This window comes from bacterium (assembly GCA_035703895.1).
GTDB lineage: Bacteria > Sysuimicrobiota > Sysuimicrobiia > Sysuimicrobiales > Segetimicrobiaceae > Segetimicrobium.
The window spans coordinates 1-15,522 of record DASSXJ010000033.1 but is presented as its reverse complement, the minus strand read 5'-3'; the positions used below and the strand labels follow the sequence as shown (position 1 = coordinate 15,522).

At 68.3% G+C, this 15,522-nt stretch carries 13 protein-coding genes; 12 read left to right on the top strand and 1 reads right to left on the bottom strand.

Going from position 1 to position 15,522, the window contains the following annotated elements:
• The first annotated feature begins 333 nt into the window (after positions 1–333).
• From VFP86_02440 to VFP86_02430, 3 genes are read left to right on the top strand one after another with little or no spacing between them, the layout of a single operon-like run.
• Positions 334–528 (top strand): hypothetical protein, encoded by a 195-nt coding sequence (locus VFP86_02440; protein HET8998484.1) that lies wholly within the window; start codon positions 334–336, stop codon positions 526–528.
• A gap of 28 nt (positions 529–556) precedes the next feature.
• Positions 557–1,702 carry a glycosyltransferase gene (locus VFP86_02435; GenBank protein HET8998483.1) on the top strand — a complete coding sequence of 382 codons (1,146 nt, stop codon included), beginning with the start codon at positions 557–559 and terminating at the stop codon, positions 1,700–1,702.
• 3 nt (positions 1,703–1,705) lie between these two features.
• Positions 1,706–2,425, top strand: a complete 720-nt coding sequence (locus VFP86_02430; protein ID HET8998482.1) for a polysaccharide deacetylase family protein — start codon at positions 1,706–1,708, stop codon at positions 2,423–2,425.
• Here VFP86_02430 and VFP86_02425 read toward each other — a convergent pair.
• Positions 2,409–2,969, bottom strand: coding sequence for a hypothetical protein (locus VFP86_02425; GenBank protein ID HET8998481.1), 561 nt, complete (start codon positions 2,967–2,969; stop codon positions 2,409–2,411). The two genes, VFP86_02430 and VFP86_02425, sit on opposite strands and share 17 nt — an antisense overlap.
• A 267-nt stretch (positions 2,970–3,236) precedes the next feature.
• On the opposite strand from VFP86_02425, the gene ispG reads away from it, so the two are divergent.
• The 9 genes from ispG to VFP86_02380 all read left to right on the top strand — a co-directional run.
• Positions 3,237–4,319, top strand: a complete 1,083-nt coding sequence (gene ispG / locus VFP86_02420) for a flavodoxin-dependent (E)-4-hydroxy-3-methylbut-2-enyl-diphosphate synthase (GenBank protein HET8998480.1) — start codon at positions 3,237–3,239, stop codon at positions 4,317–4,319.
• Positions 4,320–4,389: 70 nt separating this feature from the next.
• On the top strand, positions 4,390–7,521 hold the full coding sequence (locus tag VFP86_02415; protein ID HET8998479.1) for an efflux RND transporter permease subunit: 3,132 nt from the start codon (positions 4,390–4,392) through the stop codon (positions 7,519–7,521).
• 253 nt (positions 7,522–7,774) lie between these two features.
• Positions 7,775–9,313, top strand: coding sequence for a type 2 isopentenyl-diphosphate Delta-isomerase (gene fni, locus VFP86_02410; protein HET8998478.1), 1,539 nt, complete (start codon positions 7,775–7,777; stop codon positions 9,311–9,313).
• The gene (locus tag VFP86_02405; GenBank protein ID HET8998477.1) at positions 9,310–10,158 is read left to right on the top strand and encodes a squalene/phytoene synthase family protein; all 849 of its coding nucleotides are present in this window, start codon (positions 9,310–9,312) and stop codon (positions 10,156–10,158) included. The genes fni and VFP86_02405 overlap by 4 nt, the downstream gene beginning before the upstream one ends.
• Positions 10,133–11,023, top strand: a complete 891-nt coding sequence (gene hpnD / locus VFP86_02400; GenBank protein ID HET8998476.1) for a presqualene diphosphate synthase HpnD — start codon at positions 10,133–10,135, stop codon at positions 11,021–11,023. Before VFP86_02405 ends, hpnD begins: the two co-directional genes overlap by 26 nt.
• Complete coding sequence (gene hpnE / locus VFP86_02395; protein ID HET8998475.1) at positions 11,005–12,297, top strand: hydroxysqualene dehydroxylase HpnE; 1,293 nt, start codon at positions 11,005–11,007, stop codon at positions 12,295–12,297. The genes hpnD and hpnE overlap by 19 nt, the downstream gene beginning before the upstream one ends.
• Positions 12,282–14,165, top strand: coding sequence for a squalene--hopene cyclase (shc, locus tag VFP86_02390; protein ID HET8998474.1), 1,884 nt, complete (start codon positions 12,282–12,284; stop codon positions 14,163–14,165). Before hpnE ends, shc begins: the two co-directional genes overlap by 16 nt.
• Positions 14,166–14,172: 7 nt before the next feature.
• Positions 14,173–15,189: an adenosyl-hopene transferase HpnH gene (gene hpnH / locus VFP86_02385; GenBank protein ID HET8998473.1), complete on the top strand. Its 1,017-nt coding sequence runs from the start codon at positions 14,173–14,175 to the stop codon at positions 15,187–15,189.
• The coding region (locus VFP86_02380) for an NAD-dependent epimerase/dehydratase family protein (GenBank protein ID HET8998472.1) at positions 15,179–15,522 on the top strand (344 nt) is incomplete at its 3' end. The genes hpnH and VFP86_02380, both read left to right, overlap by 11 nt.

Genomic DNA, 15,522 nt, shown 5'->3' with positions numbered 1-15,522 from the left:
CGAGGTAGAGCCGGACGGGGGAACCACAGGAGGGGCACACCGATGCGGGTTCCACGTGGCCGGGACGATTCGGGTCCCACTCCGCCGAATACCCCGACCCGCAGCGGCGGCACTGATAGGACATGACGTACACGGGCAACCTCATACCTCACCTCTCCAGAGCCAACGGCACGCGTCGACCCTCTACACGAGAAAACGCTGCGCACCGTCAAAGCCTTCCCATCGGCGCGGATCGCCCCGGCTCAACGCGACACCGCTCGGCTCGCAAAAGTCGATCGATTGGAACATGATACAATTCATACCGCGGGAGCTCGAGAGAAAGCGAGGGACGCGATGCGCGGGGGGCAGGCGGTTCTCGGTATTGTGCTCGTTCTAGCCGGCGGCGTGTGGTTTCTCCAAGGGATCCGCATTTTGCCCGGCAGTTTCATGACCGGGTCAAGGTTCTGGATGGTCGTGGGAGCCCTCCTCATGATCGTGGGAATCGTGCTGCTCCTGAGGCCGGGGCGTCGACCGGCCCGCGGGGCGTGAGCGCGACGTACCGCAGCCGGTGACCGGAATGTTCCTCTCGATTCTCTCCGCCAACTACGGACTCGGTCACAAGCGCGTGGCTGAAGCGATCGCCGCGGAATGGATGGCGCAAACCGGCGGGCGAGTGGAGATCGTGGACTACTTCGCGCGGTTCACCAACCCCGTGTCGGATGCCGTGACGAGGTTCTGGTACTACCAGATCGTCCGGTTCGCGCCGAAGATCCAAGGCCGCTTCTACAAGATGATGGGCGAGATTCGCCCGGACTCGCGTTTCCGGCGCGCGGTCAACCGCCAGGGGATGGAGCGGCTGGACCGGTATCTCGCCGGCGAGCGTCCCGATGTGGTGTGTTGCGTGCACTGGACCTTCGCCGGCACCATGTCTGATCTGAAGATCGCGGGGCGTACGGCGGTGCCGTGCCTCGTGGTGATCACCGATTACGTCAGCCACGGCGAATGGCTCCATCCGGGTGTGGACCGATACTGCGTGCCCCACAGCCTGATGCGGGATGGCCTGCTCGCGCGTGGCATTCCTCCAGAGCGGATCGCCGTCTCGGGGCTCCCGATCGAGCGCAAGTTTCAGCGCCCGCTCGACCGCGACGTCCTGATGACTCGGCTCGGCCTCACACCCGGGGTGCCGGTGATCCTCGTCATGGCCGGCGCGTACGCGACGCTGGGAGGGGTCGGTGACGTCGCGGAGATCCTGGCGCGCTTCTCACGGCCGGTCCAGGCGCTCGCCGTGTGCAGCAACGCTCCACGCCTGCGAGACCGGGTCCGCGCCCTGGCGGCGCGGTCGCCGCACTTGTTCCGGGTGTTCGAGTATGTGAGCAACGTCGAAGAGCTCATGACGGTCAGCGACCTCCTGGTCACGAAGGCTGGCGGGGTCACGGTGACCGAGGCGCTGGCCCGGCGCCTCCCGATGCTCCTGTACCGGTCGATCCCGGGTCAGGAAGAGAGCAATGCTGAGTTTCTCGTCGAGCGCGGCGCGGCGCTGGCGGCCAAGACGCCGGCGGAGGTGCGCGTGGCGTTGGAGGAACTGCTCGCGCACCCGGAACGCCTCGCCGCGATGCGCCAGGCCGCCGCGGGGCTCAGCCGGCCCGACGCCGCCGGGGTGGTGGCCACCCACCTCGCGCAGCTCGCGGCGATGTCCGCCCCTGTTCGCGCGGCGGTGCGATAGGCGATGCGTGACCCGCTCCAGCTCGGCCTCGGGGTTGTGACGGTCGCGCTGGCCGGCGCCGCGGCCTACACGATCGGCGCGTACGCCGCAACCGAGGGACTGGGCCTTGGCGTCGTGAAACGCGGCCCGTCTCGCGCCATGGTGGCGCTCACCTTTGACGACGGCCCCGATCCCGAGCACACGCCGCGGATCCTGGACGTGCTCGCCGCCGCAGGGGTGCGTGCGACGTTCTTCATGGTGGGACGGCAGGTCGACGCCGCCGGCGCCGTGGCGCGCGCGGTCGCAGCCGCCGGCCACGACGTGGGCAACCACACTTACGGGCATCGGCACCTGTGGACGCTTTCTCCCGCGGCCTCCGCCGCCGAGGTCGACCGCGGTGCCGACGCGATCGCCGGGGCCATCGGCGTCACGCCTCGGTACTTCCGGCCCCCGTGGGGCACGTTTAACTGGGCCGCGTACGCGCGGGCCGCGCAGCTCGGCGAGCGACGGATCCTGTGGTCCGTGCGCCCCGAAGGATTGATCGCGGCCGCCCCGGCGCCCCGGATGACCGCGTTGGTCGTGGGGAAGGCCCACCCCGGCGCGATCGTCAACCTCCACGACCGCGGAGGCCACCCGTCGACGCCGAAGGAAACGTGCGCCGCGCTCCCCGGCATGATCGCGGGACTTCGGGGGCGCGGCTTCGAGATCGTCCCGCTCCGGGCCCTGCTCAGCAGTCTCGCATAACCGCAGCCGGCGCGGCGAATCGGGCCAGGGCGCGGCGCGTGATCCACACCTGCCGCAACTCCGTCCGCCGTCCTTTGTTGAGACGCCGCCGTCCCTCCGGATGGTAGTTGGCGAGCAGAATCCGCTCCCACGTACCCAACCACCACCGCGTGAATGGCGGAAGCGACCGATGCTCGAACCCGGCCTTGGCGGCCATCGCCGCGCTGCGCCAAAACAGGCTCGCGCCGTAGATGGCATTGATCGTGCGGTATTCGGGGCGGGTCTCGAGATCGCGGGCCAGCGCCGGAAGCAGGCGGAAGATCTCGTGTCGAAACCGGAACCCGCCATGGCCTTCCGCGTTGAGGGCGGCGGCGCGTTGGTTATCCAAGTGCAGCTCGCCGACGAGATCGCCGGGGGCGACCACGGTACCATCCATGAGCACGAAGCGCGGCCCGCGGTAGCGGGTCACCTTCATGCGGAGGATGTACCCCCCCTCGCCGATCGGAAGGATCTTCTCGTGGCGCTCAACCCACTGGTCCAGCCAATCGAGAAGGCGCCACCTCACGCGTGCGGCTCCCCTGGGGCGCTCCTCACCATGTGCATGGCGTTCCTCCCCCTCCCCATTGCGCTCGCCGCTGCCACGCGCACCCGCTCGGCGGTGATCCGCGCAGGCAGGGATCGCCCTCTCCATGGTGAAACGTAGTGCACCGTCTCGAAGTGGTCAAGGTTCCCGAGGTCCGCACCGCATCCCTTCCAATAGAAGGTGGCGCGGTGTATACTGAGGTGCGGTCGGAGTCTGCACGAGAAACGCCAACGTTGAGACGGGAGCGGAATGGATCGCACACAAACACGACCGGTCAGCGTAGGAACGGTCCCAGTCGGGGGCGGAGCGCCCATCTCGGTCCAGTCGATGACCACGACGGACACGCGAGATGTCGCGGCGACGGTTGCCCAAATTCACGCGTTGGAGGCGGCCGGGTGCGAGATCGTCCGCGTCGCGGTCCCGGACAAGGCTGCCGCCGCCGTCCTCGGCCAGATCAAGTCCCAGATCCGGGTGCCGCTCGTCGCGGACATCCACTTCGACTACCGTCTGGCGCTCGGGGCGCTGGAGGCCGGGGTCGATAAACTGCGCCTCAACCCGGGCAACATCGGGGGCGCAGACCGAGTCCGCACCGTCGCGCGTGAGGCCAAGGACCGGGGCGTGCCCATACGCGTCGGGGCGAACGTGGGCTCCGTCTCGAAAGAGATGCTGCGCAAGTACGGGGAACCGTGCGCCGACGCGCTCGTCGAGAGCGCGCTCGAGGAGATCAAGGTCCTTGAGGACCTGGACTTTCGCGACATCGTGATCTCGGTAAAAGCGAGCGACGTGGAGATGGCGATCGAGGCGTATGAGAAGATCGCCGACGCGGCGCCCTACCCGCTCCACGTTGGGATCACCGAGTCCGGCACGACCTGGGCCGGCACCGTCAAGTCCGCGGTCGGGTTGGGGGCGATCCTCTCGCGGGGCCTCGGCAACACGATCCGGGTGTCGCTCGCCGCCGATCCGGTCGAGGAGATCAAGGCGGGGTTCGAGATCCTGAAAGCGCTCGGCCTGCGCATGAAAGGCCCGATCCTGGTGGCGTGCCCATCGTGCGGCCGGGCCGAGGTCGACATCGTCGCGCTGGCGGAGGAAGTCGAGCGCCGCCTCCAGCAGTACCCGGTCCCGGTCAAGGTGGCCGTGATGGGGTGCGCCGTCAACGGCCCGGGAGAGGCGCGGATGGCCGACCTCGGCGTCGCCGCCGGCCGGGGGATGGGGCTCATCTTCAAGAAAGGCAAGATCGTCGCCAGCCTCCCCGAGGAACGCCTGCTGGAAGGGTTGATGAAGGAAGTCGAGACCGTCGTGCGCGAGAAACAGGATGCCGGGACGTCAGGGTGACCGTGCGGTCGTCGTCCGTCCCCGGTCCTGATCTCTCGGCGTGACCCCACCCCCGTAGGTAGCAGCTCCGATGCAGCGCCTCGCGGAGCTGTGCGTTCGCCGGCCCGTCCTCTCCCGCGTCATCACGCTCGTCATGGTCGTCCTGGGAATCTTCTCCTTCCTGCGCCTGAACGTGTCCCGATACCCCGACGTCGAGCTCCCCATCATCACGGTCGTCACGCAGTTACCCGGCGCGTCCCCGGAAGAAGTTGAAACCGACGTGACGCGCAGGATCGAGGACGGGCTCAGCGGCATCGACGGCATCGACAAGATCACGTCCACATCGGCCGGCGGCTTCTCGATCGTCGTCGCCCAGTTCGTGCTCGAAAAGAACGCCACCGTGGCGATGCAGGAGGTACAGGATAAGCTCGGAGCGATCTCCGGCCTCCCGGCGGGGACCGCGCCCCCGCAGGTGCTCCGCTTCGATCCCAGTCAGATCCCCGTCGCCGTCCTGGCCCTGTCCGCCAACCGCCCCGTGCGGGACATCTCCGAGTACGCCGCCAGGGTCATCGCGCCGCGCCTGGAGGGGATCCTCGGGGTCGCCCAGGTCAAGCTCGTCGGAGACACGCTGCGTCAGATCAATGTGCAGGTGGACCCCACCCGCCTCGCCGCGGCCGGCGCGACCTCCGCCGACGTGATGAACGCGCTCGCGACGCCCGCCGGGAACATCGATGCCGGCGCGCAGCGGTTCTTGCCGCGGACATTCGGTCGACTCTCCGATCTGGCCAACATCGGGATCCCCGCGCGCGGAGGGCGGCCCGTGTCCCTCGGGAACATCGCCCGAATTGAGGACGGCGCGGCCGAGCCCTCGACGACCGCGAACGTCAACGGGACCCCGGCGGTCCTCCTCTATCTCCAGAAGCAAACCGGCGCGAACACGATCAACGTCGTCGCGAACGTGCAGGATCGCCTCCGCAGCCTCCAGCCGACCCTCCCGTCCGGATACACCTTGCGCGTCGCCTGGGACCAGTCCGAGTACGTCCTGACGTCCACGCGCGCCGTCGAGGAGCATCTGGTCGTGGGGTCGCTGCTCGCGGCGCTGGTCGTCCTGTTCTTCCTGTGGGACTGGCGGGCCACGATCATCGCGGCGCTCGCGATTCCCATCTCGTTGATCAGCACGTTCACCCTCCTCGCCGCATTGCATCTCACCCTCAACACCTTCACGCTCCTCGCGCTCGCGCTGGTGATCGGCATCGTCATCGACGACGCGATCGTGGTGCTGGAGAACATCTACCGGTTCATCCACGAGCAGCGGATGCCGGCCTTCCAGGCGGCGATCGAGGGCACCCGCGAGGTCGGGCCCGCCGTGATGGCGACCACCCTGAGCCTGATCGTGGTGTTCCTGCCGCTCGCGTTCATGAGCGGCATCGTCGGGCGCTTCATGAGCAGCTTCGGCTGGACGATGGCCTTCGCGATCGCGGTGTCGCTCCTCGTGAGCTTCACGTTGACCCCGTCGCTCGCGTCGCGGTGGCTCGGGCGGCCCGGCGACCCATCGCCCGGCTCGGCGCGAGTCGACACACCGAAGCGGCTCAAAAGGGTGATGGACCACGGGTACCGGTGGCTGCTCGAGCACTCGCTGCGGCGCCGGTGGGTGCTGGTCGTCCTGTCGATCCTGGCCCTCGCCAGCATCGTGCCGCTTGGCGGGCTGGTCAATCAGGACTTCCTGCCGACCGACGACGAGTCGCAGTTCGCGGTCGCGATCCAGGCCCCCGCGAGCTGGACGCTCGAGACCACCTCCACGCTCGCGACGCAGATCGCCACCGAGATCCGGCGCCACCCCGGAGTGGCGTTCACGATCGTGACCACGGGAGACGACCCTCAGCACAGTCCCAACAGGTCGACGATCTTCGTCCGCATGGTGCCCATCCAGGCAAGGACGATCAGCCAGCAGCGGGAGATGGCGCGCGTCCGGACGGAGATCCTGCCGAAGCACCGGTCCCCCGGCATGACGGCCTTGGTGAACGCCGTCTCCGACCTGACCGGAGGGGCCGCGCCGCTGCAGTACGTCGTGAGCGGCCCCGATCTCACCGTGCTCAATCGAGCCGCCGAGGCCGGCGCGGCATATTTGCGTACGCTCCCTGGGGTGGTGGACGTCCGGGCGTCTCTGTCGCTGGGGAAGTCTGTGGACCTCAAAGTGAGCCCTGCGCGCGCAGCCGCCTTGGGGGTCAGCGTGAGCGAGGCGGCCAACGCACTCGCCCTGATCGAGCAGGGCGGCGACGCGCGGCAGGTCAAGTACGCCGAAGGCGGGCAGTTCTACAACGTTCACATTCGGGAGGACGTGCCCGGCCGCGCGGACCCGGCCGCGCTCCTGCGGGTTCCACTCCTCTCGTCCACGGGGGGACGCGTCCCGCTGGGACAGGTCATCGACATCCGGCAGACCACGGGCGCAAGCGAGATCGAGCGCTTCAATCGCGAGCGACAGGTGACGATCTCGGCGAATCTTCTGCCTGAGGCGTCCCTCGGAAGCGTGGTCGAGCGGCTCGACGCCAAGATGCGATCGCTCGCGCTCCCTCCCGCCTATCACCTCAGCTTGACCGGCATCTCAGAGCAGGTGTCCAAGACGAAGAACGCCTTCATGCAGACGTTCACCATGGCGTTCGTGTTCATGTTCCTGGTCCTCGCGGCCCAGTTCGAATCGTGGGTCCACCCGATCACGATCCTGCTCTCGTTGCCGCTGACGGTGCCGTTCGCGTTGATCTCGATGTTGTTCCTGCGCGGATCGCTCAACCCACTCAGCTATCTCGGGATCCTCGTGCTGTTCGGCGTGGTCAAGAAGAATGCCATCCTCCAGGTGGACCGCACCAACCAGCTCCGAGCCGGGGGGATGGACAGGCACGCCGCGATCGTCACCGCGAGCCTAGACCGCCTGCGGCCCATCCTCATGACCACGATCGCGTTCGTCGCCGGGGCGATCCCGTTGGCCCTCAGCCGAGGCGCCGGGGCCACCACCAACCACGCGATCAGCACCGTGATCATCGGGGGGCAGGTCCTCTCGCTCCTGCTCACGCTGGCGGCGATCCCGGTGATCTACACCGTGTTCGACGACCTCGGCCGGATCGGGATCAAGCACTGGTTCTCCGGCAACATCGGGAATCCCAGGAGGGCGCGGACCGTTTCGGAAGACGCGGCACCATCACGGCGCAAGCAGCATGGTCCGACGTGATTTGCCCACCGCGTGACAAAAGAGGTGCTTGCGCCTCTATGACGAATCGCAAAAGTTGATCTTTGGGGGGAACGCCCTTATCATTAAATGGCTTTGCCGGCGCACCGGCAGACTCGCCGTCGAGTCGACCGTGACGGAGCACATTGCGTAGTCGTACAGCCTGACGTCGTACAGCCTGACATGGATGATCGAAAGAATCGCCCGTCGTTTCGATTTCTGGATGTAAAGACGGACCTCGGGGGTGACTTACGCTATGAGGCGAGCAGATCTCGGTAAACGGACTGATGGGGACGGTCAGTTTGCAACCTGCTCTCCCAGTGGCGTCGCATCACGGAAGGCGGATCATGTCCGGATCAACCTGGAAGAAGACGTCGCGGCCAAGGGCATCGCCAGCGGCTTCGACGACTACGAGTTTCTGCATTGCGCGCTCCCAGAGCTCAACTTGGATCGGGTGGACTCGTCGACAGAGTTGTTCGGCCGCCGGCTCTCGGCGCCGTTGCTGATCTCCTGCATGGTCGGTGGCACAGACGAGGCCGCATCTATCAACCGCGTCCTCGCGCAGGTCGCCCAGCGCTTGGGCGTGGCGATGGGGCTCGGATCCGGGCGGATTTTGCTCGAGGATCCCGACGTGCTTCGAACCTTCGACGTCCGCCGTGTCGCGCCGGATGTGCTGCTCTTCGCCAACCTCGGCGCGGTCCAGCTCAACAAGGGCTACGGGGTGGATCACTGCCGCAGGCTCGTCGACGCGCTCGGTGCGGACGCCCTGGTCTTGCACCTCAACGCCCTGCAGGAAGCCGTGCAACCGGAAGGCGACACATGTTTCGCGGGCCTGCTCGGCAAGATCGGCGAACTCTGCCGGCGCCTCGAAGTGCCGGTCGTCGCCAAAGAAGTCGGCTGGGGCATCGCGCCGGACGCGGTGCGGCTCCTCCTCGACGCGGGCGTCGCCGCGGTGGACGTCGCGGGCGCGGGAGGCACGTCGTGGAGCGAGGTGGAGCGGCGCCGGATCACCGAGCCCTGGCGCGCCCGCGTCGCCGCCGCGTTCGCCGGATGGGGGATCCCCACCGCCGAATGCCTGCGGCAGGCCAGGCAGGCCGCCCCCGAGGCCTCCCTCTTCGCGAGCGGGGGGATCCGCAACGGCATCGATATCGCCAAGGCAGTGGCGCTCGGCGCGGACCTGGTCGGCATCGCCGGCCCCTTCCTGCGCACCGCGGCGGAGGGTGAGGAGGCGGCGCTCGATCTTGGCCGCGAGCTGATCGAGACCTTGCGCATTGCCATGTTCAGCCTCGGCGCGCGCACGCTCGCCGATCTGCGATTCACGCCCCGGCTCCGCCGGCGGGATGCGGACCGGGATGAGCCCCATATCGCGGAGCTCAGCTACCGCACCGAAGGGGCGGGGCAATTTCTCGACATCACGGATGACGTGTCCGCCGTCGTGCGGTCGTCCGGCGTACGGCGGGGCCTCGCGCACGTCTATGCGATGCACACCACCGCGGCGATTCGCATGAACGAAAACGAACGGCTCCTCCTGCAAGACTTCCGGCGCTTCCTCGATCGGCTCGCCCCAGCCGGGGACGGCGCGTACGAGCACGACGACCTCCCCCGGCGTCCCGACGTGCCGCCGGACGAGCCGATGAACGGCCACGCCCACTGCCGGCACCTGCTGCTGTCCACCAGCGAGATGGTGCCGATCTTAGATGGACGACTCGAATTGGGGCGGTGGCAACGGATCTTCCTGATCGAGCTGTGCACGGCCAGGGAACGCCGCGTGATGGTGCAGGTCCTGGGTCGATGACGAGGCCGCTCGACGTCGCGGCCGCCGACGCATACTGCTGGCGCCTCGCCTGCCGGCATTACGAGAACTTCACGGTGGCGTCCCGGCTTCTCCGGCGCGGCCTGCGGCGCGACCTGGCGCGGGTGTACGCGTACTGCCGCAGCACCGACGACCTCGGGGACGAACACGGCGTTGAGGCCCGCGTGCATCTCGAGCGCTGGCGGGAGGAGGTGGTGGAGCTGTTCGCCGGCGGGCGGCCGACCCACCCGGTCTTGGTAGCCCTGCGGGACACCGTCCAGCACTACCAACTTCCCGCACAGCCGTTCCTCGATCTCATCCAGGCCAACCTGCAAGACCAGGTCGTCTCGAGCTACGCCGCGTGGCCGGAGCTGCGCGCCTACTGCGACAAGTCGGCTGCCCCGGTGGGCAGGATCGTCCTCCGCCTCTTTCGGATCAGGACCCCGGCGGCCGAGCCGTTGTCCGACGACGTATGCATCGGGCTGCAGCTCGCGAACTTCGCCCAAGACGTGAGCGTCGATGCCGCAAAGGGACGGACATATCTGCTCCAGACCGATCTTCAGGCGGGCGGCATCACGGGAGCGACGCGCGGCCTCTGTGAGCGGGCGCGGACGCTGCTGGCGTCGGGGCGTGAGCTGGAGGGGCTGGCGCCGTGGCCGCTGCGGTTTCAGCTGGCGCTCTATCGCCTTGGAGGCTTGGCGATCGTCGACGCGATCGAGCGCCTGGGGTACCGCACGGACCTCCGACGCCCCCAGGTCTCGCCGTGGGCCAAGCTCCTCGTACTCCAGCATGCGGTCCGGCAGTCCATCCTGGAGGTCGGCAGTGCGCGCAGACTCGGTACCGCTTGAACAAGCCGGCCCGATCGGCCGGCTGGACCTGCGAGCGTCGGAGGCCTTCTGCCATCATATGGTGCGCCGCGCGGCCACCAATTTCTACTGGGGGTTCATCACCCTCGCCAGGGAACAGCGCGTGGCAATCTATGCCCTCTACGGCTTTTCCCGCCAGGTCGACGACGAGGCCGATGGGGTGGGCCCCGAGCGTCTGCCTGAGCGTCTCGAGGTGCATCGCGAGCGCGTGCGCCGGTGTGTGCGCGGCGAGTATTCCGACCCGGTGATGCAGGTCCTGGCCCATGCGGTGGACCGCTTCTCCATTCCCGAAGCCGAGCTGCTCGCCCTTATCGACGGTGTGGAGATGGACTATCATCGAACGCGGTACCCCTCGTGGGACGCGCTGCAGGAGTACTGCCGGCTGGTTGCGTCCGTGGTGGGCAGGATGTGCGTGCGGATCTTCGGGTATACGGATGCGACGGTCTTCGATCGGGCCGACGAGCTGGGGCTGGCCATGCAGCTGACCAACTGCCTCCGCGACGTCCGCGAGGACGCCGAGATGGGACGCATCTACCTCCCCCAGGAAGACCTCCAGAGGTTCGGCGTGACGGAGCAGGAGGTGCTGGACGGCCGTCCCGGCGTCGGGTGGAAGCCGCTCGTAGCGTTTGAGGCGCAGCGGGCGCGCGCGTTGTTCGCATCGGGGCTCGGGGTCGCGACCTTCATCCCGCGCCGTCCTGCGGTGTGCGTCCGGACGATGGCGGGGATCTACCAGCGGATCCTCAACCGCATCGACCGGGATCCCGAGCTTCCCCTCCGCCAGCGCGCATCGCTGTCCAAGGCGGAAAAACTCCGCGTCGCGCTGGAATCATGGCTCAGCACCGCGTAGGGATCGTCGGCGCAGGGATCGCCGGCCTCGCAGCCGGAGTCGAGCTCAAGCAGACGGGGTGCGAGGTCGAGCTCTTCGAGCGAAGCCGCATTCTTGGCGGGAGGGCCACGTCGTTCCGGATCAACGGGCACGAGGTCGATAACGGCCAGCACGTCTTCCTCGCCTGCTACTCCGAGTTTATCGAGTTCGCCCGCAGGGTTGGCATGGAGCGGCATCTCCACCTCCAGGACAGGTTCGAGGTCCTCGTCCTGTCGCGGGACGGTGAAGCAAGCCGGCTCCGGTCGGCAGGCCTGCCGGCGCCCTGGCACCTCGTGTCCTCCTTCCTCGGATACCGTCACCTCGGGTGGGCGGCCAAGCTCGACGTGGCGCGGGCGTTGGTCCATGCGCGGGAGGCCGGACACTCCGGCGGGACGTTTGCCGAGTGGCTGGCGCACCTCGGCCAGGGTGAGGAGGCGCTGCGGGGGTTCTGGCGCCCGTTCTTCGTTCCTGCGCTCAACGCTCCCTTGGATCGCATGAGCGCCGAAGATGCGGGGTTCGTCCTTCGCACGGCGTTTCTTCAGGACCCTGGGGCGGCCCGCCTTGGATACTTTACGGTCCCACTCGCCCACCTCGCCGCTGCCGCGGCCGAGCGGCTCGATCGGGTGCACCTCTCCACGCCGGTGGTCGGCCTCGACTTCCCGCCCAACGGCCGGGCGGTCGTACGGCTGGGGGGCGGCGACTGCGTCACGGTCGACGCCGTGGTGGTGGCCGTTGCGCCGCCGCAGTTGGCGAGCCTGCTGGGGACGCCGGCGCGGTACGGGATCCCTCCGCTGGAGGGCTACGAAGCCCGCCCCATCGTCGACGTCCACCTGTGGCACGATCGGGGCCATCTCGGGTTCGATCTCGCCGCGCTGCTGGACTCCCCCGTCCAATGGGTCTTTGAAAAAGCCCCTGGGTACCTGTGCTGCAGTCTGAGCGCGGCCGACGACCACGTCCAGCAACCGACGGCCGACCTCGTCGCGTTCTGCTGGCAGGAGATCCGAAGCGCGATTCCCGCGCTCGCGGAGGCGCGCGTGCTGCACGGCGGCGCGACCCGGAGCCCGGAGGGGACATTCATCGCTAAGCCGGGCGTGGCGCGCCCAGGTCCAGGGACGGCGATCCCGTGTTTGGCGCTTGCCGGCTCCTGGACGTCCACGGGGTGGCCGGACACGCTCGAATCGGCGGTCCGCAGCGGGCGGGCCGCGGCGCAGCATGTGCTCGACGGGCTCAGGGAGACGGCGTGGACGGCGCATTGACCGCCGCGGTCGGCTGGCTGCTCGACCACCAGCATCCCGACGGATGGTGGGTGGGAGAGCTGGAGACCAACGTCACCATGACGGCGGAGCACGTGCTCCTCTGCCGGTTCCTCGGCATCGATCTCGAGCCGATCCGCGAGGGCGCCATCCGCCACATCCTGCGCGCGCAGCGCGAGGACGGATCGTGGGCGCTGTACTACGAAGCCCCGGCGGACCTGAGCACGACGATCGAGGCGTATGCGGCCCTCAAAGTCCTCGGGGTGGACCCGGCCGCCGCCCCCATGCGCAAGGCCCTGACGATGATCCGCGCGCTCGGAGGCGTGGCCCGCGCGCGCGTGTTCACCAAGATCTGGCTCGCGCTCTTCGGTCAGTATCCCTGGCGGGGAATCCCGACCGTCCCTCCGGAGATGGTCTACCTGCCGCCGTCCGTCCCCTTCAACTTGTATGACTTCGCGTGCTGGGCCCGGGGGACGATCGGCCCCCTCACCATCGTGCTGTCACGACGGCCCGTGCGCCCGCTCGGGGTCGATCTTCCCGAGATCGTGCTGGAGGGAACCGAGCCCACCCTCGCCCGCGTGCCGGGTGCCGGCCCGTTCTGGTGGTTGGACAAGCTCCTCAAGCTCTACGAGAGTTCGCCTGTGAAGCCCGGGCGCAACGCCGCGCGCCGCCGCCTCGTCACCTGGGTTGAGGAGCATCAGGAAGCGGACGGCAGCTGGGGTGGGATCCAGCCGCCGTGGGTGTACTCGCTGATCGCGCTCAACCTCGAGGGCTTGGGCACGGATCATCCCGTGATGCGCAAAGGCCTCGAGGGGATGCGCCGGTTCTCGCTCGAGGACGAGTCCGGGTGGCGGTTCCAAGCGTGCATGTCGCCGGTCTGGGATGCGGCGTGGGCGCTCCGCGCCCTTGCCGCCGCCGGGATCCGCGCGGAGCACCCATCGGTCCGGCGGGCGGTGCGGTGGATTCTGAACGAGCAAATTACTGGGCCCGGCGACTGGTGTGTGCGGTGCCCGGACGTCCCGTGCGGTGGCTGGGCGTTCGAGTTCGACAACGATCTCTACCCCGACATCGACGACACGGCCGTCGTCGTGGTCGGCCTGCTCGAGTGCGGGGCCGGCGAGGAGGCCCGCGATGCTGTGGAACGCGCCCGCCGGTGGGTTCTGGCGATGCGCTCTCGGAACGGCGCCTGGGGCGCGTTCGACCGCGACAACACACGCGAGATCATCAAGAAGCTGCCGTTCTGCGATTTTGGGGCGGTCCTCGACCCGCCCTCCGAAGACGTGACGGCGCACGTGCTCGAGATGGAGGCGCTCCTCGGCGCCGACGAGCGCGATCCGCACGTCGCCGGAGGCCTGGAGTATTTGCGCCGCACCCAGACCCCCGCCGGATCGTGGTTCGGCCGCTGGGGGGTCAACTACATCTACGGGACGTGGTGCGTGGTCTCCGCGCTCGCGGCGCTGGGGACCGGCCGGTCCATGATCGACCGGGCGGCGCAATGGCTGCTCGCCGTGCAAAACCCGGACGGCGGATGGGGGGAGACCTGTTATTCGTACAACGACGCGTCGTTTGCGGGAGTCGGCCGCAGCTCGCCGTCCCCGACCGCTTGGGCGGTGGTGTCGCTCCAACTGGCGGGGCTCGGCGGGCATCCGGCCTGCCGGCGCGGCGTCGCGTTTCTCCGCCACAGCCAAACGAAGGGCACCTGGGATGAGGCCGAGTACACGGGCACGGGGTTCCCGCGCGACTTCTATATTAACTACCATCTCTACCGGCATCTCTTCCCCACGCTGGCGCTGGCCGGCGACATGAGGTATGCTGGAAGCGCAGAGGCGGTGCCGTCCCACAGCAATACTACGCTTGTGAGAGGCTGGTGATGAACGCATGAGCGTCCCACTGCGGGAGAAGATCGCCGTCGCGGCCCACGTACTTGGGAACCGCCTCCGCGGCGTGGAGAAGTTTCCGATCGTCCTCCAGATCGAGCCGTTGTTCCGCTGCAACCTCGAGTGCGCGGGATGCGGCAAGATCCAGCAGCCGGAGGAGATCCTGAACAAGCGCCTCACCGTCGATCAATGCGTGGCCGCGGCGGAGGAGTGCGGCGCCCCGGTCGTGTCCATCGCCGGAGGGGAACCGCTCATCCACCCCGAGATCCACCTGATCGTGGAGGCGCTGATCAAGCGGCGCAAGTTCGTCTACCTGAACACCAACACGTTGCTGATGAAGAAGAAGATCGATCTGTTCCCGCGGTCGCCCTACTTCGTGTGGTCGATCCACCTCGACGGCAAGCGCGAGCGGCACGATCAGTCGGTGTGCCGGCCCGGCGTCTTCGACATCGCCGTCGAGGCGATCCGCGAGGCCCAGCGGCGCGGTTTTCGTGTCACCACCAATACCACCTTCTTCACCCAGGACGACGCCGAATCGATCCGCGGGATCCTCGACTTCATCAACGATGAGCTCAAAGTCGACTGCATGCAGATCGCGCCGGGGTACGCCTACGAATGGGCGCCCGACCAGGACCACTTCCTCGGCCCGGAACGGACGCGGGCCATTTTCCGGGAGGCGTTCGCCGGGGGATCCCGGAAGCGGTGGCGCCTCAATCACACGCCTCTCTACCTCGATTTCCTGGAAGGGAAGGTCGACTTCTCCTGCACCGCATGGGGCGTCCCGGCCTACTCCGTGCTCGGATGGCAGCGGCCGTGCTACCTCATGGCCGACTTTGCCGCGGGCGGGTACGCGAAGAGCTACCGAGAGTTGATCGACGACACCGACTGGTCCAAGTACGGCCGCGGGAAGCACCCGAAGTGCGCGAACTGCATGGCGCACTGCGGGTACGAGCCGACCGCCGTGATCGCGACGATGAGCTCGCCCCGGGAGGCGCTGCGCGCGGTCATTGGCCAGTAGTCCCCGGGTTTTCCTCACCGGGGCGACGGGGTTTATCGGCCGGCACGTCTCCCGGGCGCTCAGGTCCGCCGGCTACGAAGTGCGGGCGCTGGTCCGCGATCCCGCCGTCCGGGTCGAGGACGCGGAGACCATCGTCGGCGACCTGCGGCGCGCCGGCGAGCTCGTACCGGCGTTGCGTGGCTGCCGGTTCATCGTCCACTGCGGTGCGCTCTACTCCTTCTCGCCCCATGACCGCCCGGCGCTCCGGCCGGTCAACGTCATGGGCACGGCCGGCCTGCTGGAGGCCGCTCGGATCGCCGGCGTCGAGCGCGCCGTGGTGACGTCCAGCGCGGC